The sequence below is a fragment of the Thermomonas mangrovi genome (assembly GCF_028201335.1).
GTDB lineage: Bacteria > Pseudomonadota > Gammaproteobacteria > Xanthomonadales > Xanthomonadaceae > Thermomonas > Thermomonas mangrovi.
Genome location: NZ_JAPEVV010000004.1, coordinates 132,476 through 157,884, shown reverse-complemented (window position 1 = coordinate 157,884; position 25,409 = coordinate 132,476). Strand labels below are relative to the sequence as shown.

19 protein-coding genes and 1 pseudogene are annotated in these 25,409 nt (G+C 71.0%); 6 read left to right on the top strand and 14 right to left on the bottom strand.

The window, feature by feature from the left end; genetic code table 11:
• Positions 1-35 precede the first annotated feature (35 nt).
• The gene (locus ON759_RS08670) at positions 36-2,114 is read left to right on the top strand and encodes a S9 family peptidase (RefSeq protein WP_425608467.1); all 2,079 of its coding nucleotides are present in this window, start codon (positions 36-38) and stop codon (positions 2,112-2,114) included.
• Positions 2,115-2,135: 21 nt separating this feature from the next.
• On the opposite strand, the gene ON759_RS08665 is transcribed toward ON759_RS08670, so the two are convergent.
• Complete coding sequence (locus ON759_RS08665; RefSeq protein ID WP_271679976.1) at positions 2,136-3,374, bottom strand: putative peptide maturation dehydrogenase; 1,239 nt, start codon at positions 3,372-3,374, stop codon at positions 2,136-2,138.
• Positions 3,375-3,439: 65 nt separating this feature from the next.
• Here ON759_RS08665 and ON759_RS08660 point away from each other — a divergent pair, with 65 nt between their 5' ends.
• Positions 3,440-3,718: an NHLP-related RiPP peptide gene (locus ON759_RS08660; protein WP_271679975.1), complete on the top strand. Its 279-nt coding sequence runs from the start codon at positions 3,440-3,442 to the stop codon at positions 3,716-3,718.
• A 65-nt stretch (positions 3,719-3,783) separates the two neighbouring features.
• On the opposite strand, the gene ON759_RS08655 is transcribed toward ON759_RS08660, so the two are convergent.
• The 4 genes from ON759_RS08655 to aceB form a co-directional block, all read right to left on the bottom strand.
• Positions 3,784-6,282, bottom strand: a complete 2,499-nt coding sequence (locus ON759_RS08655; RefSeq protein ID WP_271679974.1) for a putative peptide modification system cyclase — start codon at positions 6,280-6,282, stop codon at positions 3,784-3,786.
• Between the two features lie 2 nt (positions 6,283-6,284).
• Positions 6,285-7,310: a GGDEF domain-containing protein gene (locus ON759_RS08650; protein ID WP_271679973.1), complete on the bottom strand. Its 1,026-nt coding sequence runs from the start codon at positions 7,308-7,310 to the stop codon at positions 6,285-6,287.
• Positions 7,311-7,482: 172 nt separating this feature from the next.
• Positions 7,483-8,781: an isocitrate lyase gene (gene aceA / locus ON759_RS08645; protein WP_271679972.1), complete on the bottom strand. Its 1,299-nt coding sequence runs from the start codon at positions 8,779-8,781 to the stop codon at positions 7,483-7,485.
• 46 nt (positions 8,782-8,827) lie between these two features.
• Positions 8,828-10,459: a malate synthase A gene (gene aceB / locus ON759_RS08640; RefSeq protein ID WP_271679971.1), complete on the bottom strand. Its 1,632-nt coding sequence runs from the start codon at positions 10,457-10,459 to the stop codon at positions 8,828-8,830.
• Between the two features lie 117 nt (positions 10,460-10,576).
• Here aceB and ON759_RS08635 point away from each other — a divergent pair, with 117 nt between their 5' ends.
• On the top strand, positions 10,577-11,545 hold the full coding sequence (locus tag ON759_RS08635; RefSeq protein ID WP_271679970.1) for a LysR family transcriptional regulator: 969 nt from the start codon (positions 10,577-10,579) through the stop codon (positions 11,543-11,545).
• A gap of 27 nt (positions 11,546-11,572) precedes the next feature.
• On the opposite strand, the gene ON759_RS13950 is transcribed toward ON759_RS08635, so the two are convergent.
• Together ON759_RS13950 and ON759_RS13945 are read right to left on the bottom strand one after the other, a co-directional pair.
• A complete protein-coding gene (locus ON759_RS13950) occupies positions 11,573-12,580 on the bottom strand; it encodes an isoaspartyl peptidase/L-asparaginase family protein (protein WP_374380989.1) in 1,008 nt (335 codons plus the stop codon).
• A 426-nt stretch (positions 12,581-13,006) separates the two neighbouring features.
• Positions 13,007-13,324 (bottom strand): annotated as a pseudogene (locus tag ON759_RS13945) (Type 1 glutamine amidotransferase-like domain-containing protein); the annotation flags it as partial.
• Positions 13,325-13,613: 289 nt separating this feature from the next.
• On the opposite strand from ON759_RS13945, the gene ON759_RS08625 reads away from it, so the two are divergent.
• The 3 genes from ON759_RS08625 (at position 13,614) to ON759_RS08615 (ending at position 18,415) form a co-directional block, all read left to right on the top strand.
• Positions 13,614-14,186 carry an RNA polymerase sigma factor gene (locus ON759_RS08625; RefSeq protein ID WP_271679968.1) on the top strand — a complete coding sequence of 191 codons (573 nt, stop codon included), beginning with the start codon at positions 13,614-13,616 and terminating at the stop codon, positions 14,184-14,186.
• Positions 14,164-15,243, top strand: coding sequence for a FecR family protein (locus tag ON759_RS08620; protein WP_271679967.1), 1,080 nt, complete (start codon positions 14,164-14,166; stop codon positions 15,241-15,243). Before ON759_RS08625 ends, ON759_RS08620 begins: the two co-directional genes overlap by 23 nt.
• An 85-nt stretch (positions 15,244-15,328) precedes the next feature.
• Positions 15,329-18,415, top strand: coding sequence for a TonB-dependent receptor (locus ON759_RS08615; RefSeq protein ID WP_271679966.1), 3,087 nt, complete (start codon positions 15,329-15,331; stop codon positions 18,413-18,415).
• Between the two features lie 106 nt (positions 18,416-18,521).
• Here ON759_RS08615 and ON759_RS08610 read toward each other — a convergent pair whose 3' ends face one another.
• The 7 genes from ON759_RS08610 to oleC all read right to left on the bottom strand — a co-directional run bounded on the left by ON759_RS08610 (position 18,522) and on the right by oleC (position 25,399).
• Positions 18,522-19,088, bottom strand: a complete 567-nt coding sequence (locus tag ON759_RS08610; protein ID WP_271679965.1) for a lysophospholipid acyltransferase family protein — start codon at positions 19,086-19,088, stop codon at positions 18,522-18,524.
• 65 nt (positions 19,089-19,153) lie between these two features.
• Positions 19,154-19,567, bottom strand: a complete 414-nt coding sequence (gene arfB, locus ON759_RS08605) for an alternative ribosome rescue aminoacyl-tRNA hydrolase ArfB (RefSeq protein ID WP_271679964.1) — start codon at positions 19,565-19,567, stop codon at positions 19,154-19,156.
• A 9-nt stretch (positions 19,568-19,576) separates the two neighbouring features.
• Positions 19,577-20,317 (bottom strand): pseudouridine synthase, encoded by a 741-nt coding sequence (locus tag ON759_RS08600; protein ID WP_271679963.1) that lies wholly within the window; start codon positions 20,315-20,317, stop codon positions 19,577-19,579.
• Positions 20,314-21,969 carry a ubiquinone biosynthesis regulatory protein kinase UbiB gene (gene ubiB, locus ON759_RS08595; RefSeq protein ID WP_271679962.1) on the bottom strand — a complete coding sequence of 552 codons (1,656 nt, stop codon included), beginning with the start codon at positions 21,967-21,969 and terminating at the stop codon, positions 20,314-20,316. The genes ON759_RS08600 and ubiB overlap by 4 nt, the downstream gene beginning before the upstream one ends.
• Positions 21,966-22,604, bottom strand: a complete 639-nt coding sequence (locus ON759_RS08590) for a ubiquinone biosynthesis accessory factor UbiJ (protein WP_271679961.1) — start codon at positions 22,602-22,604, stop codon at positions 21,966-21,968. The genes ubiB and ON759_RS08590 overlap by 4 nt, the downstream gene beginning before the upstream one ends.
• A gap of 147 nt (positions 22,605-22,751) precedes the next feature.
• On the bottom strand, positions 22,752-23,747 hold the full coding sequence (gene oleD / locus ON759_RS08585; RefSeq protein ID WP_271679960.1) for a 2-alkyl-3-oxoalkanoate reductase: 996 nt from the start codon (positions 23,745-23,747) through the stop codon (positions 22,752-22,754).
• The gene (oleC, locus tag ON759_RS08580; RefSeq protein ID WP_271679959.1) at positions 23,744-25,399 is read right to left on the bottom strand and encodes an olefin beta-lactone synthetase; all 1,656 of its coding nucleotides are present in this window, start codon (positions 25,397-25,399) and stop codon (positions 23,744-23,746) included. Before oleC ends, oleD begins: the two co-directional genes overlap by 4 nt.
• Positions 25,400-25,409: the final 10 nt, after the last annotated feature.

The following is a 25,409-nucleotide window of genomic DNA, read 5'->3' as shown; positions in this document are numbered from 1 at the left end:
GTACACACCACCGGGGATCGTCCATGCACGCGCACCTGCACCGCACCCTGCTCTCCGCCGCCCTCGCCGCCTGCGTGCTCGCCGGCTGCGAGCGCTCCAACCCCGCCGCCGATGCCGCCACGCCGCCGGCCAGCAAGCCCGTCGCACTGGCCGACGTCGAGCTGATCCCGCGTGACGCGCTGTTCGGCAACCCCGAGCGCGCCAACGTGCAGATCAGCCCGGACGGCAAGTACCTCAGCTGGGTGGCCGCGGTCGACGGCGTGATGAACGTCTGGGTCGCGCCCGCCGACGACCCGGCCAAGGCCCGCGCGGTCACCGACGACAAGGCGCGCGGCATCCGCGAGTATTTCTGGAGTCACCGCGCGGACACCCTGCTGTACATGCGCGACACCGGCGGCGACGAGAACTTCCACCTGTTCTCGGTGGACCTCGCCTCGGGGCAGGCGCGCGACCTCAGCAACTTCCCCAAGACCCGCGCCTACGTCGTCGGCGTCAGCTACCTGCACCCCGAGTCGGTGCTGGTCGGGATGAACGACCGCGACCCCAGCTGGCACGACCTGTACCAAGTCGACCTCGCCAGCGGCCAGCGCACTCTGGTGCAGAAGAACACCGGCGAGTTCGCGAGCTACATCGCCGACCCCGACTTCAAGGTGCGGATGGCGACCAAGTCGCGCGCCGACGGCGGCAGCGACCTGCTGGAACCGGATGGCAAGGGCGGCTGGAAGCTGGTCGGCGACATCCCGTTCTCGGATTCGCTGACCACCGCGCCGGGCGGCTTCACGGTGGACGGCAAGACCCAGTACTTCATCGACTCGCGCGGCCGCGACACCGCCGCGCTGTACGCCATCGACACCGCCAGCGGCGCGAAGACGCTGGTCGCCGAGGACGCGCGCGCCGACATCGGCGGATCGCTGGACGACCCGAAGACCGGCAAAGCGCAGGCGGTCGCGGTCGACTACCTCAAGAACGAATGGAAGGTGGTCGATCCCGCGATCGCCGCCGACATGGACAAGCTCAAGGCGATCGGCCCGGGCGACTTCAGCGTCACCGCGCGCACGCTCGACGACAAGACCTGGATCGTCGCCTACAGCGCGGCTGAAACGCCGGTGGCGTACTACCGCTACGTACGCGGCGGCACGCCGGAGAAGCTGTTCTCCGCGCGCCCGGCGCTGGAGGGCAAGCCGCTGGTGCCGATGTGGCCGCAGGAGATCAAGTCGCGCGACGGCCTGACCCTGGTCAGCTACCTCACCCTGCCCAGGCACGCGGATGCCAATGCAGACGGCAAGGCCGACACCGCCGTGCCGATGGTACTGCTGGTGCACGGCGGTCCGTGGGCCCGCGACGGCTACGGCTACTCGGGCTACACGCAGTGGCTGGCCAACCGCGGTTATGCCGTGCTGCAGGTCAATTACCGCGGCTCCACCGGCTTCGGCAAGGCCTTCATCAACAAGTCCGACCAGCAATGGGCGGCGGCGATGCACGACGACCTCATCGATGCGGTCGACTGGGCGGTCAAGGGCGGCGTGACCACCAAGGACCAGGTCGCGATCATGGGCGGCAGCTACGGCGGCTACGCCACGCTGGTCGGGCTGACCTTCACCCCGGACGCGTTCAAGTGCGGCGTGGACATCGTCGGGCCGTCCAACCTCAACACCCTGCTGGCCACCATCCCGCCGTACTGGGCCGCGTTCTTCGAGCAGTTCGCCAAGCGCGTCGGCGACCCGCGCACCGAATCCGGCAAGCAGCTGCTGGCGGAGCGCTCGCCGATCAGCCACGTCGACAAGATCAGCAAGCCGCTGCTGATCGGCCAGGGCGCCAACGACCCGCGCGTCAACCAGGCCGAGAGCGACCAGATCGTCAAGGCGATGCAGGACAAGAAGATCCCGGTCACCTACGTCCTGTTCCCGGACGAAGGCCACGGCTTCGCGCGGCCGGAGAACAACAAGGCCTTCAACGCCGTCACCGAGGGCTTCCTGGGCCAGTGCCTGGGCGGGCGATCGCAGCCGATCGGCAGCGACTTCACCGGCTCCAGCATCCAGGTGCCGGCCGGCGCCGACGGCGTGCCCGGGCTCGCCGAGGCCCTGAAGTCGCACACCGCCGAGGTGAAGAAGTAACGCGACGGCGGCCGCGCGGGGTCACCCGCGCGGCCACGCCCTGCGGTTGGGATCGAACTCGGACTTCACCAGCGTGGCCGCGCGCTTGCCGAAGCCGCAGACCACCAGCGGGCTCTGCGCGTAACCCGCCATGCCGAACGCACGCTCGAGGTCGACCTCGTTGATCGCGCCGGTGACGAACGGGCCCAGCCCGGCCTGCGTGGCGCACAGCTGCAAGGTCTGCGACAGGTGGCCGACGTCGAGCACGCAGACGCGATAGGCCTTGGCGTGGTTGCGGTATTTCCAGAAATTGCGATGGAAGCGCGGTGCCAGTACGCACAGCACCGCCGCGTCGGCGAAGAAGTCCTGCCCGGCCACCGCTATTCGCGCGAATGCACGCAATTCGTCTGCGCTCCACGCACGCGGCGCGGCATCACCCCGTGCACAGGTACCAGCATCACCGGGCTGCGGCGGGGCGACCCCCGGCATCACCGCTTCCAGCGCGTGCCCATCGATGCGGTAGCGGTACAGCCCGGGGGCGATCCCGTCCACGCGCTGCACGATCAGGTAGCACTCGGTCGGGTGCAGCGAACCGCCGGACGGGCTGGTGCGCTTGAACACCTCGAAGCCGGGTGCCGGGCGGCCGATCCCGCGCGCGCCGAACACCCGCGCCAGCAGCTGCGAAAACGTCGCCAGCGGCAACACCGCGTCGAGGTCGTAGTTGCGGCAGGTCGTGCGGGTATCGAGCAGGGCGTCGAAGTCGTCGCGGGCGATGGCCGGCAGGGCGACATCGGCTGCCGTGGTCGCGGAAGGCAATGCATGCGATGGCGGCATGCCATGGTTGCGCAGGATGCCTTCGTTGCTGTCCAGGTCCTGCTCGGCCATGCCCTTCGGACCGTCGACGCCCTCCCAGCGCGAGGCCATGTGTGCCACCGCAGTGGCCGGATACCAGCCCTGCGTGCGCAAGGCCTCATCCGCAGCCGCAAGCGGATCGTCCGCCGCGTTGCTGACCCACACGCCGTTGGCGAGCATCGCCTCCACCGCTTCGGCACCGAAGCGCGCCTCGAGGTCGCCACGTTCGATCCAGTCCAGCGGGCCGAGCGCGCCGACCAGCGGCACCAGCGCGGCATCGATCTCGATCGCCTCCGGCAGGTGCGGCGCATGCGCGAACCACGCTAGCCGGCTGACGATGCCGGTGCCTCCGGACAGCAGGTCGTCGAGCTGGAAGTTCGCCACCTCGCGCGGCTCCAGCCACGCCACCGCACAACGCCTGATCGCCATGGCCCACCACCGCACTGCCTCGTTGCGGTGATATTGTCCGGGTTCCATTCACACGGGGGAACACCATGGCACAGGACGGACCGGCGGGTTTGCCGCCAGGCATCGCCAAGAAGCTGCTGGACAAGCTGGAAAGCGACGAGGCGTTCCGCGCCGCGTTCGCGAAGGCGCCTGCCGATGCCTTGCGCACGCTCGGCCACACCGAGGAAGCGCCGTGCATCGCGCTGAAGCCCGGCGCCACGCTGGCGTCGCCGGCGCAGATCAAGGCACAGCGCAGCAAGATCGAAGCGTTGATGGTGGGGATCCAAGGATACGATTGCGCGCTGTCGGCCCAAGAAGGCTACTGACCTGCGCCACCACGCGATGCGATGCCCCGGCCGCCTGGCTGCCGGGGCAGCCTCGTTTTCAGGTATCAGTTATTGCCGGCAGGCGCTGATTTGTCGCGCGCGTCGTTCGACACCGCGATGTTGAAGAAGCGCAGCACTTCGCTGGTGGTGCTTTCGGTGAAGACCCGCCCGCGATGGGTTGCCAGCCACTTCGCTTGCGCATCGGCCATCGCCGCATCGCCAGACGCATGCGCGGCGCGCATCAGCGCCCAGTGCACGGCCACCAGCGCGGTGTCCTGTCGTGCCAGCGGAGCCAAGCGCTCGACCGCCGCCTGCGGCTTGCCATCCAGGCGCGACTGCTCGGCCAACAGCACCTGCTGCAGCTGGGTCACGGTCGGATAGTCGCGCAGGATCGGGCTGGCACGGGTCGCCTCCAGCGCCGCGTCCACCCCGGCGCGATCACCGGCGTGGGCCGCGAGCAGGCCGGCATACAAGCGGACCTCGGTCGACGTCGGCGGGAATGCGGCATCGGCCTCCGCGCCCCACTTGCCCGCGGACTCGAGCAGCACGCGCCTGGCGGCCGCGTCGTTGCCCCCGCCTCCCAAGCTGGCGACACTGGCCTCCGCCGCCCGCGCGCGCAGCAACTCGACCGTATCGCCTGAGGCTTCGGCCTCCGCCGCCCAACGGCGCGCAGCCTCACCCGCCTTGCGCCAATCGCCGCGATCGATCCAGGTGACCACGCCGGCATCGCCCTGCCAGCCCTTGCGACCGCTTGTGCTCGCCAGATACACCCTGTCGGCCTCGGCATGCTGGCCGTGCAGATCGAAAGCGCGCGCATAGAACTCGGCGTATGCCGAGAAGCCGAGGGTTCTCGCCTTGCGATACTCGACCAACGCCGCATCGCGCTTGTCCTGCCCCAGCAGGTAGGTGCCCAGAGTGTCGTGACTGATGGCGAGTCGGTCGTATTGCGGCACCAGCGTACGACGCGCCAATGCTTCCGCGGCCCGGAAATCGTTGCGCTGGTGCCAGATGTTGGTCGCCAGGCGACTCAACGTGCGGTAGTCGTCGGGATACAGCGCCACGTACTCGTTCGCCTTGCGGAAATAGGCGTCGACGGCGCCATGCTGCAGCAGCATCAACTCGATCGATTGCCGCTCCTGCGGCGACAGCCGTTGCGGGAACTGCAACGCCTTGCGCCACTCGGCGGCCGCCAGCGCGACCTCGCCAAGCGATGCGTGCACGCGCGCCATGTCCGCATGCGCCAGCGCGAACTCCGGGTCCAGCTGCAGGGCTCGCCGGTACAAGCCCAGCGCCTGCTCGCGATCGGCGGTGGTCCTGGCCACGTTGCGCGCCACCGCGAACGCTTTCAATGCCTCCAGGCTGGGCGTGGCCACGTTCGGCAACGGCACCGAGGTCTTCTGCACGTTCTGCATCGCCTCGCCCAGCTTCTCGCGCAACTGGTCGGTGACGGTGTCGATCGAGCCCAGCGCCGACTCCACGCCACGGCCATCGGCCGACACCGCGTAGACCGTGGTCTGGGTATGCGGATCGATCACCTCGGCGCTCACCCGCAGCCGCCCGCCGACTTCCGCGACGGTGGGCAGCAGCACGGCGCGCGCGCCGTCGCGCAGGGCGATCTCCGAGCCCAGGTTGCGGTCCACGCGGTCGTCCGGCTTGCGCTGCATGCGCCCCAGCGTGTCGCGCACCTTGAGGTCGCTGAGCACGTTGACGTAGCGGGACTGCTCGAGGCTGATCCGGAATGCCTGTTCAAGCGCGTCGTCCAGGCGCGGGTCGCCGGTGAGGTTGCGCAAGTCGCCGACTACCACCCAGTCGCGTTCGTTGAAGGCGATCGCCGGCTGCGGCCGGGTCAGGAACCAGCCGCTGAGCGCGATGCCGGCCACCAGCAACGCCTCGGCCGCCAACGCGACCGGGCGCCGCCACAGCGGCAGGTCGCGCCAGGCCTTGGGCGTATGCGCCGGCATCCGCAACGGCGCCAGCCCGGGTTCGCCGACCTCGAACACCTCCTGCGCCTCGGGCACGCCCTTGAAGCGCCAGCGGCCATAGGACTTCCACACCAGCAGTTCGCCGCGCTCGCCGAGTTCGCGCGCAGCGCGATGGGCCAGCGGCTCGGCGGTGGCGGACAGCAGGATCTGCCCAGGGCGCGCCAACGCCATCAGGCGCCCGGCCAGCGGCTTGGCCAGGCCCTCCACTTCCAACGACTTGGCGCCCAGGCGCACCGCATCCGGGCTGTTCTCCCACACCAACACCTCGCCCACGTGCAGGCCGGCGCGGGCCTGCAACGGCTGCTTGAGTTGGCGCTCGCGGCCAAGGTCGCGCAGCCCGCGCACGTAGTCGAGGGCGAAGCCGAGTGCGTCGATCGGCCGTTCGAACAACAGCAGCAGGCCGTCGCTGCGGTCGATCAGGCGCCCGCGCCAGCGCTGCTGCAGGTCCAGCACCATGCGGTCGTGCGCGCGGAACAACTCGGCGGCCGCGGTATCGCCGAGTCGCTCCACCAACTGCGTGGAGTCGACCAGGTCGGTGAGCAGCAGGGTGCGCACCTGCGGGGTTTGCGGGAAGGCCTGCACGCCTAGTCCTGCCACTCCACGCGATCGCCGCCCAGGCGCTTGGCGCGGTAGAGCGCGGTGTCGGCCTGGGTGTACCAGCGTTCCCACTCGTCGCCGTCACGGGGGTCGGGCTCGCGACCGGCGACGATGGTGCAGGCGCCGATGCTGAGCGTGGTCATCTGCGGCGCCTTGCTGTGCATGCCGCGCAGCACGCGGGCGCTGTCCACCACGTAGTCGGCCATGCGCAGCAGCTCGTCCTGGCCCCGCCCGTGGACCAGCAGGCAGAACTCGTCGCCGCCGAGCCGGCACGCCACGTCGTCCGGCCCGGCCACCGCCCGCAGCAGGTTGGCGACGCCCTGCAGCACCCGGTCCCCGGCCAGGTGGCCGTGCGCGTCGTTGATGTCCTTGAAGCGATCGCAATCCACCAGCAGCAAGGTCAGCCCGGCGAGGCTGCTGTGCCGCCTGCGCTGGTCGAGGTGCGCGACGAAACCGCGGCGGTTGAACAGGCCGGTCAATTCGTCGGTGCGGGTCAGTACCTCGGTCTGGTTGAGCCGGTGCGCGGTGGCGCGCAGCGTGTCCAGCGCGGTCTGCAGCTCCTGATTGCGCCGGCGCAGGCGCCCGATCAGCGCCTGCTCGTTGAACACCACGCGCATGATCGCGCGGCGCAGGAACTGCGAAAGCAGGGCCGGGTCGCGTCCGGCCAATGCGTCGAACTCGCTGCGTCCCAGCTCCAGCAGCACGCCGTCTTCGGCCACCACCGCGTCGGCGCTGCGCGCATGGTCACCGATCAGCAGGCCCAGTTCGCCGAAGAACGCGCGCATGCCCAGGCGCTTGCCGACCAGGTCGTCTCCGAAATCGAGGTCGACCGCGCCACGCGCGATCACGAACATGGACGTGCCCAAGTCGCCGCGCAGGAACAGCCGCTGGCCGGCCTCGACCCGACGCGTGCGCGCCACTTGCGCGAACAAGGCGTACTCGTCGGCGGTCAGCGCGGACGCGTTGACGTCGTCGTCCGCGCGCGCATCGGCGATGTGTGCATGTGCGACCACGCCCGTCCCTGCCCCGCGCCAGTCCCGGATCCCTAGGAGCTTGGAGGATAGCACCGCGTTCATCTCCCCGAAGCAACGCAGGCCGGTCTCGCGGCCGGCCTGCACGGGGACGGGATTTTTCCGCATCGTCCATCCGCCGGCGCATGCCGGCGAACGGGGACGTGGCGCGGGCTCAGGCGGCGACGCGCTCGCCGTGGAACTGCTCTTCCTCGGTGCTGCCCTTCAGCGCCACCGTCGAGCTCTGTCCGCCCTGGATGGTCTGGGTGATCGCATCGAAGTAGCCGGTGCCCACCTCGCGCTGGTGCTTGACCGCGGTGAAGCCACGGTCGGCGGCGGCGAACTCCTTCTCCTGCAACTCGACGAACGCGCTCATCTGGCGGCGGGCGTAGCCGTGCGCGAGGTCGAACATGCCGTAGTTCAGCGCGTGGAAGCCGGCCAGGGTGATGAACTGGAACTTGTAGCCCATCGCCCCGAGTTCCTTCTGGAACTTCGCGATCGTCGCGTCGTCGAGGTTCTTCTTCCAGTTGAAGCTGGGCGAGCAGTTGTAGGCCAGCAGCTTGCCCGGGTACTTGCGATGGATCGCCTCCGCGAACTTGCGCGCGAACTCCAGGTCGGGCTTGCCGGTCTCGCACCAGACCAGGTCGGCGTACGGGGCATAGGCCAGGCCGCGGCTGATCGCCTGGTCGAGGCCATTCTTCGTCTTGTAGAAGCCCTCGACGGTGCGCTCACCGGTGCAGAACGGCTTGTCGTTGTCGTCGACGTCGGAGGTCAGCAGGTCGGCGGCCTCGGCATCGGTGCGGGCGACGATCAGGGTGGGCACGCCCATCACGTCGGCGGCCAGGCGCGCCGCGGTCAGCTTCTCCACCGCCTCGCGGGTGGGCACCAGCACCTTGCCGCCCATGTGGCCGCACTTCTTGACGCTGGCCAGCTGGTCCTCGAAGTGCACGCCGGCGGCGCCGGCCTCGATCATCCCCTTCATCAGCTCGTAGGCATTGAGCACGCCGCCGAAGCCGGCCTCGGCGTCGGCCACGATCGGCTGCAGGAAGTCGATGCTGTCGTCGCCCTCGGCGTGGTGCAGCTGGTCGGCGCGCAGCAGGGTGTTGTTGATGCGCTTGACCACCTGCGGCACCGAGTTCGCCGGGTACAGCGACTGGTCGGGGTACATCTCGCCGGCCAGGTTGGCGTCGGCGGCGACCTGCCAGCCGGACAGGTAGATGGCCTTCAGCCCGGCCTTGACCTGCTGCATCGCCTGGTTGCCGGTCATCGCGCCGAGCGCGTTGACGAAGTCCTCCTTGTGCAGCGACTTCCACAGCTTCTCCGCGCCGAGGCGGGCCAGCGAATGCTCGATGTGCACGGTGCCGCGCAGGCGGACCACGTCCTCGGCGGAATAGGTGCGGGTCACGCCGGCCCAGCGCGGGTTGTTCGCCCAGTCCAGCTTCAATTGTTCGGCGGTCGGCAGGTGGCTCTTCATGGTGGTGTCCTCGTGGGGGTGCTGCAAAAGGGGGCGGGGTCGACGATCAGTCGAGGCGTTCGTAGGCGGGCAGGGTCAGGAAATCGGCGAGCGTGTCGGCGTGGGTGAGCCGGTCGAGCAGCCCGATCGCCTCGTTGACGCGGCTGGCGCCGGGCATCCGCAGGCGGTCGTTGAGGCGGGAGGGCAGGCCGATGAAGGCGCGCTCCAGCAGCGCGAAATCGACCGGGGTGCCGTCGTCCAGGTGCAGCGGCTCGCCACCGGCATCCGCGTAGTGCAGCCACTGCCACAGCTGCGCACGCGCGATCTCGGCGGTGGCGGCGTCCTCCATCAGGTGGTGGATCGGCACGCAGCCGTTGCCGTCCAGCCAGGCCGCGAGGTAGCGCACGCAGACCTCGACGTTGCCCTCGAAGCCGGCGCGGGTGATCGTGCCCAGCGACGGCCGCAGCAGGTCCGCGGCCTCGACATGGACGTCGTCGCGCGCCACGTGCAACTGGTTCGGCCCGGGCATGCCGGCGTCGAATACCTCGCGCGCCAGCGGGATCAGCGCCGGATGCGCCACCCAGGTGCCGTCGTGGCCGGCGGTGACTTCGCGCAGCTTGTCCGCGCGCACCCGCGCCAGCGCGGCCTCGTTGGCCGCGGCATCGCCGCTGATCGGGATCTGCGCGGCCATCCCGCCCATCGCGTGGGCGCCGCGCCGGTGGCAGGTCTGGATCAGCAGCTCCGAGTACGCGCGCAGGAACGGCTGGACCATGGTCACCTGGCCGCGCTCCGGCAGGACCCGGTCGCGATGCCGGCGCAGGGTCTTGATGTAGGAAAAGATGTAGTCCCAGCGCCCGCAATTGAGGCCGACGACGCGGTCCTTCAGCGCGTGCAGGATCTCGTCCATCTCGAACGCGGCGGGCAGCGTCTCGATCAGCACGGTCGCCTTCATCTGCCCGCGCGGCAGGCCCAGGCGGGCCTCGATGTCGGCCATCACCGCGTCCCACAGCGCGGCCTCCTCCATCGACTGCAGCTTCGGCAGGTAGAAGTACGGGCCGCGGTCGCGCGCGGCCAGGGCGCGGGCGTTGTGGAAGGCGAACAGGCCGAGGTCGAACAGCGAGGCCGACATCCGCTCGCCGTCCACCTCGACGTGCTTCTCGTCCAGGTGCCAGCCGCGCGGGCGCACGATCAGCACCGCACGCTCGGCCTCGGGACCCAGCGCGTACTGCTTGCCGGGCGCGCCGTCGGCGGCGGGGGCGGTGAACTGCAGGGTGCCGGCGACGGCCTCGCGCAGCGCCTGCTGGCCGGCGACGAGGTTCTCCCAGGTCGGGCTGGTGCTGTCCTCGAAATCGGCCATGTAGCAACTGGCGCCCGAGTTCAGCGCATTGATCACCATCTTCGGGTCGACCGGCCCGGTGATCTCGACCCGGCGGTCGGCCAGCGCGGCCGGCACCGGCGCGACCCGCCAGGCGGCGGCGCGGATCGCCGCGGTGTCGCGGCGGAAGTCGGGCAGCGCGCCGGCATCGAAGGCCTGCTGGCGGGCCCGGCGGGCGCCGAGCCGAGCCTGGCGCTCGCCCTCGTGGCGGCGGTGCAGGTCGGCGAGGAAGGCGCGCGCCTCCGGCGTCAGCAACGCGTCCTGCCCGGGCAGGCGCTGGAGGACGTGGGCGGGCTGCGGCTGGGCTTGCAGGACTGCGGACATCGGGGACTCCGGGACAGCGGCATCGTGGGGAAACGAACCATCCGCCCGCGTCTGGTATTTGACAAACCAGATTTGTCAATGCGTACTATGAAATTTCCAAATACTGTAATCAGATCAATGGCCGAAAGCGGTTCCGGCGCCCTCCGCTTCGCCTACAAGGGCTCCCGCCTGAAGCCCCTACGGGCGTTCTGCCAGGTCGCGCGCCTGGGCTCGGTCAGCCGTGCGGCGGAGGCGCTCTACCTCAGCCAGCCGGCGGTGACCCTGCAGCTGCAGGCGCTGGAACGGGAACTGGGCGTGCGCCTGCTGGAGCGCAGCGGGCGCCGGCTCACCCCCACCCGCGAGGGCGAGCTGCTGTACGAGATGGCGCGCCCGCTGGTGGAAGGCCTGGACAACTTGGCCGCCCACTTCCGCGAGCAGGTGCGCGGGCTGGATGCCGGCGAGCTCAACGTCGCCGCCGGCAGCTCGACCATCCTGTACCTGCTGCCCGGGATCGTGGACGCCTTCAGGCGCAGCCACCCCGACGTGCGCCTGACCCTGCACAACGTCACCGGCGCGGGCGGGCTGGACCTGCTGCGCAACGACGCCGTCGACCTGGCGGTGGGCTCGATGCTGGATGTCCCCGCGGACCTCGGCTACGCCCCGGTCTACCGCTTCGAGCCGATGCTGATCATGCCGCCGGACCATCCGCTCGCGGCCAAGCGCGACCTGCGGCTGGAGGATCTCTCGCCGTATGGCCTGATCCTGCCGCCCAAGCGCCTGACCACCTATCGCCTGGTCGACCTGGTGTTCCAGCAGAACCGCGTGCCGTACACGGTGGCGCTGGAGGTCGGCGGCTGGGAGGTCATCAAGCAGTACGTGGCGATGGGCCTGGGGATCAGCATCGTCACCGCGATCTGCCTGACCGAGGCCGACCGCCAGCGGCTGGCGGCACGCTCGCTGGCGCGCTGGTTCCCCTCGCGCAGCTACGGCATCGTGATGCGCAAGGGCAAGTTCCTGTCGGCGCAGGCGCGCGCCTTCGTCGACCTGATCAAGCCCGAGGTGCTGGCCCCGCGCGACTACGACGAGGGCGGGCACTCGGAGCGATGACCCCGGCACCCGCCACGCACGCGGGCCTCAGCGGCCGGGCATCTCCAGCGCGTCGGTCTTGTAGATCGCCACGTGCGGCACGCCGTCGGCACCGATCCAGCCGCGGTACATGCCGCCGGTGTTGAACGGGAAGGCGACGCTGCCGTCGGCGCCCAGCGCGATCGCGCCACCGTCGCCTCCGGCCTTCGGGATGTCCTGGTTGATCACGCGGTCGGCCGCGCGCGCCAGCGGATCGCCGGCCAGCCGCACCCGCGCGCAGATCTCGTGGGCGGCCGCGGCGCGGATGTAGTACTCGCCCCAGCCGGTGCCGGACACCGCGCAGCGGTCGTCGGCCCAGGTGCCGGCGCCGATGATCGGCGAATCGCCGACGCGCCCGTAGCGCTTGTTGGTCATGCCGCCGGTCGACGTGCCGCCGGCGAGATGGCCTCGTGCATCCAGCGCCAGCGCCCCGACGGTCCCGAAATAGGCCTTGCCCGGCAGCACCAGCGGCGTGTTGCTTGCCTGCGCCTGCGCCTCCTGCTTCAGCGCGTCCTGGAGCGCCTTCCAGCGCTTCTCGGTGCGGAAGTAGGATGGGTCGACCAGCGCGATGCCCTGCGCCTTGGCGAACGCCTCGGCGCCGTCGCCGACCATCATCACGTGCTTCGACTTGTTCATGATGGCGCGCGCCAGCAGGATCGGGTTCTTCACCCGGTGCAGCCCGGCCGCCGCGCCGGCCTTGCCGGTCGCGCCATCCATCAGGGAGGTGTCGAGCTCGTTGCGGCCGTCGTGGGTGAACACCGCGCCGCGCCCGGCGTTGAACTGCGGCGCATCCTCGAGCACGGTGATCGCGGCGGTCACCGCATCCACTGGCGAGCCGCCGGCCTGCAGCCTGGCGTGTCCGGCGCGCAGCGCGGCTTCCAGCGCGGCACGCGCGGCCTGCTCTTCGTCCGGGGTGAGGTCGCCGGGTTCGACCCCGGCGCCGCCATGGATCACCAGCCGCGATTGGTCCAGCGCCACCAGCACGCCATTGCGCACGGCGTAGCGGCGTTCCGCCAGCGGCCGCTCGACGCGCGCCGACGGCAGGTGCAACACCGAGTCGACGCCGGCCACCACCACGTCCACGCGGTCGAGGTTCATCGGCGCGTCCTCGGCCTGGCGCTGGGCGAAGCCGCCGCGCACCACGGTCGCGCCGGCGCCCGGCGCGGTGGCGTAGATGCGCGCGGTGCCGTCGCCGGCGACCGCGACCGCCGCGTCCTCGTCCACGCCCAGCCCGACCAGCGGCCGGCCGGCGAGGTGCTCGCCCTTGGCCACGAACGCGACCAGGCGGCCAAGCCGCCCGCGCTCGCTGAAATGGGTGTCGGTGATGATCCCCTTCAGCGCGGCGAAGTGCAGGAAGTCGGTCTCGATGGTGTTGCCGTCGCCCAGCGGGTCCGCCAGCGCGGCCGGGGTGACCTGGCTGCCGCCGTCCATCGCGCCGTACAGGTACTCGCCCTGGATGGCCAGGCCGGCGCTGGTGCCGGCCAGCGGCTTGCCGGCGCGCACATGCGCATCCAGCGCCGCAGCCACCGGCGTCCCGCGCCAGAAACGCACGTAGCGGGACTGGTCGCCGCCCGCCAGGAAGATGCCGTCGGCGCGCTTGAGCGCGGCCAGGATCGCGGGGTCGGTGGCGGCCTCGCGATCCTTGAACACGAAGGTCTCGACCGACTGGATGCCGCCGACCTCGCGGTAGAACTCCTCGCCGATCTCGCCGCCCTGGGATGCGCGCAACACCACGATGTGGCCGTTGCCGGCGCGCTGCATGAACCAGCGCATCGCGTCGAAGTTGCGGTCGCCGCCGCCCATCAGCAGCAGGCCCGGCTGGACCTTGCCCGGGGTCTTCGCGCGGGTGTCGCCCAGCACGTAATGCCCCACGTCGGCCGCCATCGCCGCCATCGCCGGCTGCAGCGCGAGCACCGCCGCCAGCAGCATCGACCATCCCGTGCGTCGCTTCATCGTCCCGCGTCTCCCATGTATGCCGTCCCCCATGCTGGACGAACGGCGGCGCGAATTCCCCCGTCCGCGCGGCCGGCGCATCCGCTATGGTGCCCGGATGCCCGACGCGCTCGATCGCTGGTTCCTGGAACACGTCCTCGTCCACGAGGATGCGCTCACGCGTTACCTGCTGCGCCACTGGCCCGCCCGCGACGAGGTCCCGGACCTGCGCCAGGAACTGTACGTGCGCGTCTACGAGGCGGCCGCCAGGGTGGTGCCGGCGCAGCCGAAGTCGTTCCTGTTCGCCAGCGCACGCCACCTGATGACCGACCGCCTGCGCCGCAGCCGGGTGGTCTCGATCGAGCCGATGGGTGATTTCGAGCCCTCGTCCGTCTTGGTGGATGACGTGTCGCCCGAACGCTGGAGCGGCGGCCGCCAGGCCCTGCTGCGGCTGGCGGACGCCTTCGACCGGCTGCCGGACCGCTGCCGCGAGGTGGTGTGGCTGCGCCGCGTCGAGGATCTGTCGCAAAGGGACGTGGCCATGCGCCTGGGCATCAGCGAGAAAACCGTCGAGAAGCACATCGCCAAGGGCATGCGGATGCTCGCCGCGCACCTGTTCGGGGGCGACGAAGCGGCGCGCGCCGGCGGCGGCCACGAGGACCTGGACGATGTCCGCCGGCACGCCGACTGATCCCGCGCCCGGCCACGCCGACCGCGTCGAGGCGCAGGCGGCGGACTGGCTGGCGCGCCTGGACGGCGACGGCTGGTCGGATGCCGACGCCGCCGCGCTGGCGGCCTGGCTGGAGGCCGCGACCGCGCACCGTGTGGCGTTCCTGCGCCTGCAATCCGCATGGCAGGAGACCGGGCGCTTGCAGGCACTGGGCGCCGGCTGGCAAGGACAGGGCGTGCCGCCCCGCGGGATCTGGCATGCCGCCCCCGGCGACCGTCGCGCGCAACTGCTGCAGGCGATCGCCGCGCGACCGCCGGCGCGGCCCCGTCCCCGCGCCACGGGCGCGCGCTGGCGGCTGGCGACCGCCGCGGGCATCGTCGCCTGCGCGCTGTTCGCCGGCTGGGCCTGGCGCGATCGCCAGCATGTCGATGCCGCCAGCTTCCGCACCGCGGTTGGCGAAGTCGCGACGCAAGCCCTGGCCGACGGCTCCAGCGCGACCCTGGCCGGCGACAGCCGGATCGAGGTGCGCCTGTCGCGCGGGGAGCGCCGGGTGGACCTGCTGCGCGGCGAGGCGATCTTCGCGGTCGCCAAGGATGCGTCGCGGCCGTTCGTGGTCGCGACCGACGGCTACGACGTGGTCGCGGTGGGCACCCGCTTCTCGGTGCGCCGCGACGAGCCCGGGCTGCGGGTGGTGGTGACCGAGGGCACCGTGCGCCTGCAGTCCCCCGCCGCCGGCGGCGCCGCGCGCCCCTCGGCGCTGTTGCCGGCCGGCAGTGTCGCCCTGGTCACCGCCGACGGCGTGCTGGTGCAGAGCATGGCGGCCAGCGAGGCCGACCACCTGCTGGGCTGGCGCGACGGCATGCTCGCGTTCCGCGATACCCCGCTGTCGCAGGCGGTGGCCGAGTTCAACCGCTACAACACGCGCCAGTTGGTGATCGGCGACGCCGGGGTGGCCGCGCTGCGGATCGGCGGCAACTTCCGCGGCGACAACGCCGACGGCTTCGTGCGCCTGCTGGAAGCCGGCTTCCCGGTCCGCGCCGAGCGCCAGGACCAGCGCATCGTCCTGCGCAGCCGCTGATCCCCTGCCACCGGGGGGATTTTCCGGGTTCGTTCGTCTTGGTGGCGGATGGCGCCACGTCGAGCGCCCTGGGGGAACCACCTGCATGACTTCGCACCGCCCGTTGCGCGCCCTGCTGCTGTCGCTGGCCTGTTCGGCCGCGCTGGCCGCGCAGGCGCAGACCGCCACCATCACCCTCGACATCCCCGCCGGCGACCTCGCCAGCGCGCTGGATGCCTATTCCCGCCAGTCCGGCACCCAGCTCGTGTATCGCGCTGACCAGCTCAAGGGCGCGCGCAGCGCCGGCGTGCGCGGCGCGGTCTCCAGCCAGGGCGGCCTCGACCGGCTGCTGAAGGGCAGCGGCTTCCGCGCCCAGCGCGATGCCTCCGGCGCGGTGCTGATCGTGCCCGCGGCCGCGGCGCCCGCCCCGGCCCCAGCGCCGCGCGCGGCGGCGACACCGAAGGCGCAGGCCACTGCCGATACCCAGGTCACCAACCTGGAGACCGTGCAGGTCACCGGCTCGCGCATTCCGCGCGCGCAGGTCGAGGGCCCGGCGCCGATCACCGTGGTCACCGCCGAACAGATCAAGGCCTCCGGCCTGACCACCGTGCCCGAGGTGCTGCGCTCGCTCAGCCAGAACAGCGGCAGCGTGCAGGGCCAGCAGAACACCACCAGCGCGCAGTCCACGCCGGGCGCGCAGGCGGTCGACCTGCGCGGCATGGGCCCGAACCACACCCTGGTACTGGTCAACGGCCGCCGCATCGCCGACTTCCCGCTGCCGCTCAACAGCCGGAGCAACTTCACCGACATCGGCAACATCCCGCTCGGGATGATCGACCGCATCGAAGTGCTGACCGGCAGCGCGTCGGCGGTCTACGGTTCGGACGCGATGGCCGGCGTCATCAACTTCATCCTGAAGAAGTCCACCGACGGCATCACCGTCGACTACCGCTACGGCGACACCTCGCGCGGCGGCGGCGAATCCCACAACCTGACCCTGTCCACCGGCTTCGAGCGCGGCGGCTTCAGCGGCATCGTCGGCCTGGAGCTGATCGACAAGAAGCCGCTGTGGGGCTACGAGCGGGGCATCCAGGATTCCACCCTCGATGCGCCGACCGCGCGGCGGCGGCTGCCGCGCCTGGTCGCGCAGGTCTACGACTGGGACGACGACGTCAACATCGCGCCCGCCGACGGTTGCGCCGCGCTGGCCGGCCTCAACGAGGGCACCACGGTGGCCGCCGACGACCGCTTCGGCGAGCCCTACTGCGGCAGCGACCGCGCGATCGCGTACCGAACCATCCAGAACCAGCGCACGGGCGCCAGCGCCTACGGCGCGTTCGAGTACCGCATCTCCGACACCCTGTCCTGGTTCGCCGACGTGCAGCTGGCGCAGCAGACCGTGAAGCTGCTGACCGGCACCAACGGCAACGACGTCGCCAGCGACCACATGGGCTGGGAGTTCCACGACCCGGCATCGACCAACAACTATCGCAACAAGATGTTCTTCAATGCCGCGACCGGGCATTACGAGATCTGGTCGCGGCAGTTCGCGCCGGAGGAAATCGGCGGGCTCGAGAACCGCATGAACAAGACCACCCAGAAGACGGTGGCGCTGACCACCGGCTTCAACGGCGGCTTCGGTGAGGACTGGGGCTGGGAAGCGGCGTACAACCATTCCGAGTACAAGGCCGACGTGGACATGCCGCGGATCAGCGCGGCGGCGGCGAATGAATTCTTCCTCGGCCCGCGGCTGGGCTACGACGACGACGGCTACGCGATCTACGACGCCGACCCGACGCGCCTGTTCTCGCCGCTCACCCCGGCGCAGTTCGCGACCTTCGGGGTGATGTCGAGCTGGCACCCGGTGGCCAAGAACGACAACCTCAGCTTCACCACCGACACCACCACGCTGTTCACCCTGCCGGCCGGCGACGTGGGCTTCGCCGCCGCCGTCGAATACGGCCGCCAGAGCTACGACATCAACCCGGATCCGCTGGCGCTGACCGAGGATGCGTACTACGGCCCGCGGTACGGCGACGGCAAGGGCAGCCGCGACCACTGGAGCGCGGCGGGCGAGCTGCGCATGCCGCTGCTGCCCAGCCTGCAGGCGAGCCTGGCCGGCCGCTACGACCGCTACAGCTACGGCAACAAGGATCCCGGCAAGTTCACCTACAGCCTGGGCCTGGAATGGCGTCCGCTGGACAGCCTGCTGGTGCGCGGCTCGTACGGCACCGGCTTCCGTGCACCCGACATGCACTACCTGTTCGCCGGCGACGACTACTACCGCACGCGCTTCGCCACCGACTACTACCAGTGCCGCACCGACGAGCCCGGCTACACCGACGGCGAGTGCTACGACGACGGCAGCTGGGATGTGAGCACCTTCGACGTCTACACCGGCAACATGGAGCTGGACGTGGAGACCAGCAAGTCGATGACTGCCGGCTTCGTGTGGTCGCCGACCGCCAACTTCGACATCGCGGTGGACTACTTCCGGATCGAGGTGCGCAACCAGGTGCAGGCCCAGGACCGCGAGCGCCTGCGCGCCACCGAGGCCGACTGCCGGCTGGGCGTGACCGACGACGGCACCGCGGTGGACATCAACTCGCCGACCTGCGTCGACGCGATCTCGCGGGTGATCCGCGACACCGACGGCACCATCACCAGCGTCCACTTCAGCCCGATCAACATCGCCCGCGAGAAGACCTCGGGCGTCGACGTCACCGCCAACTACCGCCTGCAGACCGCCAGCGCCGGCGATTTCCGCTTCACCGGCAACTACACCTGGCAGCACGAGCACACGCGCCAGCTGTACCCCGGCGACCCGACCGAGGACATGCTGGACGTGAGTTTCGCCGCCACCACCCTGCCGCGGGTGAAGTCGAACCTGGGCGTGAACTGGGAGCGCGAAGCCTGGGGCGCCAGCCTGTTCGGCACCTACCTGGGCCGCGTCGCCAACTACAACAACGACGCGTGGACCGAGGCCACCTGGCGGGTGAACGCGGGCGCCCGCTACGACGTCAACGACCACCTGCGGCTGTCGCTGTCGATCAACAACCTGCTCGACGAGATGCCGCCGGAGGACGCGACCTGGTCCAACTACCCGTACTACGACACCTCGTGGTTCGACTCGTTCGGCCGCAGCTACTTCCTGCAGGTGACCTACAAGTTCGGCGGCAAGCCACTGGACTGACCGCGCGCGTCACGCTCCACCCTCCCCCTGCCCCGGCCCTGCGCCGGGGTTTTTTTTCCTGGGGTTGCGCCGCTGCCGCGGCCTGCACGCCTTGGTGCCGATGCGGTCAGTCGCGCGGCTGCACCACGTCGTGGTTGCGGCCCTTGTAGGGCTTGTACCAGCGCTGGATGCGCGCGATGTCCGCGTCCATGTCGTCGCCGAGGAGGAAGGGCTCGCCGATGCCGATCTGCCGGTTGGCGTAGTCGAACCACGCCGGGATCACCGGCACGCCCGCGCCGTGGGCGATGCGCCAGAACCCGGGCTTCCACTGCTCGACCCACTTGCGGGTGCCTTCCGGCGCGATCGCGTACCACATGCAGTCGGCGCCGCGCAGCGCGTCCACCGCCTGCTCGACCAGGCCATGCGCGGCGCTGCGGTCCACCGGGATCACGCCCTGCCAGCGCAGGAACCGGGCCACCAGCGGGATCCGGAACAGGCTGTGCTTGCCGAGGATCGACAGGCGCAGGCCGAGCGCCAGCTTGGCGGCGAAGCCCCAGATGCCGTCCCAGTTCGAGGAATGCGGCGCGGCGATCACCACCGCGCGCGGGATGTCGGGGAACGCGCCCACCATGCGCCAGCCGCCCAGGCGGAGCAGGCCGCGGCCTATGGCCTCGAGCAGCGCGTTGGGCGGCATGCGCGGGGCGCTCGGCGGCAACGCCGGGACCACCGGACCCGCACGGCCCCCGCCAGCACCTGCACTCACTCCCAACCCCGTCCGCCGCGACCCTGCTTGATCGTCGCACGGCTGCGCTTCTCGCCCAAGCGCCGCTCCTTGGCGCCGCGCGAGGGCTTGGTGGCGATCCGCGGCTTGGGCGCGTGCAGGCCGGCTTCGATGAAATGGGCCAGGCGTTCGCGCGCATCCTCGCGGTTGCGCTCCTGGGTGCGGAAGCGCTGCGCGGCGATCACCAGCACGCCGTCCGCGGTCACCCGGCGGTCGCGGCGCGCGAGCAGGCGCGCGCGCACCGCGTCGGGCAACGATGGCGAGCCGGCGACGTCGAAACGCAGCTCGACCGCGGTGGCGACCTTGTTGACGTTCTGTCCGCCCGGCCCGGACGCACGCACGAAGCGCTCGACCAGCTCGTCGTCGTCGATGTGGAGGGAAGCGACCTGCATGCGCGGATTCTAGGCGTTTGCGTCGTCGTCGCCGTGGCGGAACAGGGCGATGGCGCGCGCGAACTCGGCATCCACCGGCGCGATCGCCTCCACGGGCAACCCGCTCAGTGGGTGCGGGAAGGCCAGCCGGCGGGCATGCAGCAGCATGCGATGGATGCCGAGCATGCGGAACGCGCGGTTGTGGCGGCCATCGCCGTGGCTGGTGTCGCCGATCAGGTGGTGCGAGAGATGCTTGAGGTGCCTGCGGATCTGGCGGAAGCGGCCGGTCACCGGCGTCGCCCGCAGCAGCGCGTAGCGCGAGGTGGGGAAGCCGGCCGACGGCAGGTCGAGCTCGCAGCGGTCCAGCACTTCGAATTCGGTGATCGCCGGCTTCTTCTGCGGCTTGCCCGGGCCGCCGTCCAGCGGATGGTCGATCGTGAACGCGGTCTCCGCGGGCCAGCCCCGGCACACCGCCCAGTAGTCCTTGCGCACCTCGCCACCCATCAGCGCCTTGCCCAGCGCGGACGCGGCATCACGGTCGAAGGCCAGCAACAGGCAGCCGCTGGTGGCGCGGTCCAGCCGGTGCACCAGGAACACCGGCCGCCCGAACTGCGCGCGCAGGCGATCCGCGGCGAAGTCGGTCTCGCCGCGCGCCAACGCGCTGTCGTGGACCATCAGCCCGGCCGGCTTGTCGACCACCGCGAACGCCGGATCGAGGTGCAGCACCTGCAGCGGGGCGGGCGAAAGCGGCTCCGCGCCTTCCTCGCTCATCGCCGCGGCCAGGCCGCCAACAGGGCCCACAGGCCGCCGACTGCGGCGATCCAGGTCGACACCGGCACTCCCAGCAATTGCGGGCCGCCGGCTTCCAGCGCGTACAGCACCGCGGCCACCACCAGCAGGCCCACGCCGAGGATCGAAGCCACGATCCGGCGCTGCAGCGAGCCCAGCGTGGCCGCGATCTCGCGCACGTCGGCGGAGCGCATGCGCAGCTCGTGGCGACCCTCGACCTGCTGCTGCAGCCAGGCATGCAGCAGGCGCGGCATCTCCGGCGCGCGGGTGATCATCTCCGGCAACCGCTTGCGGAATTCGGCGCCCAGCCGCTGCGGGCTGTAGCGCTCGGCGAGGATCTTCTCCAGCACCGGCCGCGCCACCGCCCAGATGTCGATGCCCGGGTCCAGCTGGCGGCCCACGCCCTCGATGTTCAGCAGCGTCTTCTGCAGCAGGATCAGCTGCGGCTGCAGGGTGAGTTCGTAGCGCTGCGCGGTGCGGAACAGCTTGGCCAGCACCTCGGCCAGGGAGATCTCGCTGAGCGGGCGGGTGAAGTACGGCTCGCACACCGCGCGCGCGGCCGCCTCGAGTTCGTCGATGCGGATGTGCGCCGGCATCCAGCCCGCCTGCACGTGCAGCTCGGCAATGCGGCGGTAGTCGCGGTTGAAGATCGCCATGAAGTTCTCCGCGAGCCAGTACTGGTCGTCGCTGGAGAGCTGGCCCATGATCCCGAAGTCCAGCGCGATGAAGCGCGGGTCCGCCTTGCGTTCGGGGTCCACCCAGATGTTGCCGGCGTGCGCATCGGCGTGGAAGAAGTTGTCGCGGAACACCTGCTGGTAGAACAGGCGCACGCCCTTGGCCGCCAGCGCCTTGCGGTCGATGCCGGCGGCGTCGAGCGCGGCGATGTCGTCCGAGGGGATCCCGCGCACGCGCTCCATCGTCATCGCCTGCTCGGCGGTATGGCTCCAGATCACCTCGGGCACGTACAGGTCGGGCGATCCCAGCCAGTTGCGGCGCAGCAGGCTGGCATTGCCGGCCTCGCGCTGCAGGTCGAGCTCGGCGGCGAGGGTGTTCTCGATCTCGGCGACGATCTCGCGCGGGCGGATCTTGTCCGCGCTGGGGTGCGCGCGCTCGACGATCGCGGCGACGCTTTCCAGCAGCGCGACATCGGCAGCGATCTGCTTGCCGATGGCGGGGCGCAGCACCTTGACCACCACCTCGCGGCCGTCGTGCAGGGTCGCGGCATGCACTTGGGCGATGCTGGCCGACGCCAGCGGCACGATGTCGAAGCTGGCGTAGGCGACGTCGATGCCGCGGCCCAGCGCCAGCTCGACGATGTTGCGCGCCATCTCGCCATCGAACGGGGCCACCCGGTCCTGCAGCAGGGTGAGTTCGGCGGCGATGTCGGCGGGGATCAGGTCGCGCCGGGTCGACAGGATCTGCCCGAACTTGACGAAGATCGGGCCCAGCTCCTGCAATGCCAGGCGCAGCCGCGCCCCGCGCGGCATGTGCGCCACGCTGGGTTCGGCCGCGCGCGGCACGAACGGCCGCATCAGCTTCAGCCAACGCTCCGCGGGGGTGCCGTCCAACAGGTCGTCGAGCCGGTAGCGCAACAACACGCGGCCGATGCGCAGGGCGCGCAACGCGGACTTCATGGCGCGACCCCGCGTTCGCGGCGCAGCCGCGCGATCTTCGCGGCGATGCGCTCGACGTCGTCGCGCAGCGCATCCACGTCGTCATGGAAGGCGTCGAGCTCGGCGCGCGGGACCACGTCGCGGCTTTCCTCGGTGACGTATTCGGCGGCGGTTTCGGCAAGGTTCCTGCCGGCCACCTGCGCCTGTTTCAGGCCCGCCGCCACCGCCTTCGCGACCTGCACGCCCAGCACCTCGCCGAACACGCGCACGAAGGGCCGCTGCCAGTCGGGATCGAAGCGCTGCGCGAGCTGCTGCAAGCGGCGCGCGAGCTCGGCATCGCCCTCGATGCGCAGCTTGCCGACCGGCGGGGCATCGTCGCGGCGGAACATCGGGAGCTGGCCAAGCAGGCCGGCCAGCGTGGTGCGCACGCCGAGGTCGGGTTCGACCGCGGCATCCACCGGCCCGACCCGCAGCGCCTCGCCCGCGACCTGCACCTGCAGCGCCAGCGGCGGCGACGCCAGCTGCAGCGCCACGCGCTGCCCGTCGAGCCCGCGCAGCGCGGCGCGGGTGTCTTCGTCCAGCGCCAGCGCGCGGTTGAGCGCAAGCTCCAGCGCCTTGCCGGCGGGCTGCTTCCAGTTGAACGGCGCCTCGGTCATGCGGGCATTCTATCCCGCGCCCCAGGGCGAACCCGTGCAGGCAAGGCGTGGCGCACCGCGCCATCCAGTCGTCCAGGACTGAGTCGCGGACGCAGGCCATCCATGGCCTGCTTGCGCCCACGCCCCGCCAGCGCGGGATTCGCCGGGCTATCCCGCAATCGACGCCCGCAACCGCTCCAAGCCCTCCGCCATCGTCACCTTCGGCACATAGCCGAAATCGCGGGTGGCGGGCGCCATCGAATACCAGTGGCTGGTGCTCAGCTGCTCGGCCAGGAAGCGCGTCATCGGTGGCTCGCCCTGCAGCGGCAACACCGACCACAGGCCCTCGCAGGCCACGCCGACGGCGTACGCAACGCGGAACGGCAGGTGCTTGTGGACTTCCGGCGCGCCGGCCGCGCGCAGCAACCCGTTCAGTACCTCGCGCATCGGCCACGGCTCGCCGTTGCTGATGAAGTAGGCCTTGCCGGCGCAGGCCGCGCCCGGGGCCAGGTGCGCGAACGCATCGAAATGCGCCTGCGCGGCGTTGTCGATGAAGGTCGTGTCGACCTTGTTGTCGCCGCTGCCGACGATGCGCAGGCGGCCGGCCTTCGCGCGCGCGACCAGCCGCGGCAGGATCTGGTTGTCGCCGGGGCCCCAGATGAGGCGCGGGCGCAACGCGACGGTGGCGAGCTGCGCATCGTTGGCCGCCAGCACCGCTTTTTCGGCGATCGTTTTGGTGGTCGCATACGGCGCCTGGAAATGCTCGCCGTAGGGCACGGTCTCGGCGGTGCCGCCCTCGACCGGATGGGTCGCGCGATGGGTCACGCTGGGCGTGGAGGTGTAGACCAGCTTGCCGATGCCATGCGCCCGGCAGGCATCGAGCACGTGCTGGGTGCCGACCACATTGGCCTGGTGGTAGCTGTCGTAACTGCCCCACGCACCGGCTTTCGCCGCGTTGTGGAACACGGCATCGAAGCCGCCCGCGAAGGCTGCCATCACCGCCTCGCGATCGGCCAGGTCGCCCGCCACTTGGCGCACGCCGATGGCGTCGAGCGCCGGGTAATGGCCGCGGTTGAAGCTGGTCACGGCATGCCCGCGTTCGACCAGGCCCCGGCACAGCGCCTGGCCGAGGAAACCGCCTCCCCCGGTGACGAGGATCTTCATGCGTTGGCCTCCAGCGATTGCGTGGCCGCCCACGCCGCCAGCCGCTCGCGGCCGATCTTGGCGTTGTGGCGGATGTCCACCGGGAACGGCTTCGGATGGCGCAGGAACGCCTGCACCTTGGCGGTATGCACCAGGCCGTCGGCCAGGTGGCGCAGCTCGCCGACGATGCGCGGCCACGCGCGCGCATCGACGCCCGCCGCCAGCTCGACGCACAGCACCGGCACCTGCGCGCCACGCCGTCCGACCCCGACCAGCGCGGTGCGCGCCACCTCGGGATGGGTGTTGAACACCGGTTCCACCTGTTCGGTGCACAGGGTCGTGCGCGCATCGACGACCACGCGCTGCGACTTGCGCCCGCAGAACCACAGCCGGCCCTCGCCATCGCACCAGCCGAGGTCGCCCATGCGATGGACGATGCGTTCGCTGCCGTCCGGCAAGGCTTCGCGCATCTTCGCCAGCGCGGTCTGCGCCGGGCGGTTGAAGTAGCTGTCGGTCGCGCTGGGGCCTGCCACGGTGATCTCGCCGACATCGCCCGGGCGCACCTGCAAGGCGTCGTCCCAGTCGGCGATCGGCGCATCGTCGATGCGGATCAGGCGCACCTGGTTCGGCGCGACCGGGCGCCCGACGCAGGTCCCCGCGCCGGCCTCGGTGCGTGCGCGCAGGGTCAGCAGTTCGCGGCCTTCGATTACCGCCACCGGCAGGCATTCGGTGGCGCCGTACGGTGTCCACAGCTGTGCATCCGGCGGCAGCAGCGCGAGCATCTTCGCGACCACGTCCGGCGGCACCGGTGCGCCGGCGCTGGTCACGCGCTTCACGGTTGGCAGTGCTTCGCCATGGTCGGCCAGCACCCGCATCAACGCGGGCGAACCGAACAACTGGGTCGCGCCGAAGCGTGCGATCGCCGCATGCAGCTTGCGTGGATCGGCCTTGGCCGGGCGCGTGGGATCCATGTCGGGAATGATCGAGGTCAGCCCGAGCGCCGGATCGAACAGCGCGAACGGCGGGAAGGTGGGCAGGTCGATGCCGCCGGGCGCGATGCCGAATGCCGCGCGCAGCATCTCGATCTGCGCGACGAAGTGCCGATGCCGGTACACCACGCCCTTCGGCACGCCGGTGCTGCCGCTGGTGAACAGCAGGCCGGCGACCTCGTCCGGCCCGGTGTCCGCCAGTTGCGGCCCGGCATCCGCGCCATCGCGCTCGACCTCGGCCAGCGTCGCATCGGCCAGCCACGCGCGGCGGCCGGTGGTGATGCGCACGCGCGCCGCCTTCGCCCACCCGAGCAGGGCCTTCGCCAGCATCGCCAGCGGGATGCCGATGAAGGCCCCGGGTTGTGCCTCGTCCAGGCACTGCTTCAGCGCGCGCTTGTCGATGCCGGGGTCCACCAGCACCGGCACCGCGCCGGCCTTGAACAGCGCGAACATCAGCAGGAAGAACTCCGGCGTGGGCCGCACCATCACCACCGTGCGCGTGCCGCGCACGATGCCGCGCCGCGCCAGGCCCGCCGCGATCGCGTCGCTGCGCGCATCCAGCTGGGCATAGGTGATCGCCACCTCGTAGCGGCCGCCGGCGCCCGGGCAGCGCATCGCGACCTGTCCGGGGCGTTCGCGCGCCAGCCGCGGCAGCGCGGCGGCGATGTTGCACGGTTCCGTCATGGCGCCATTG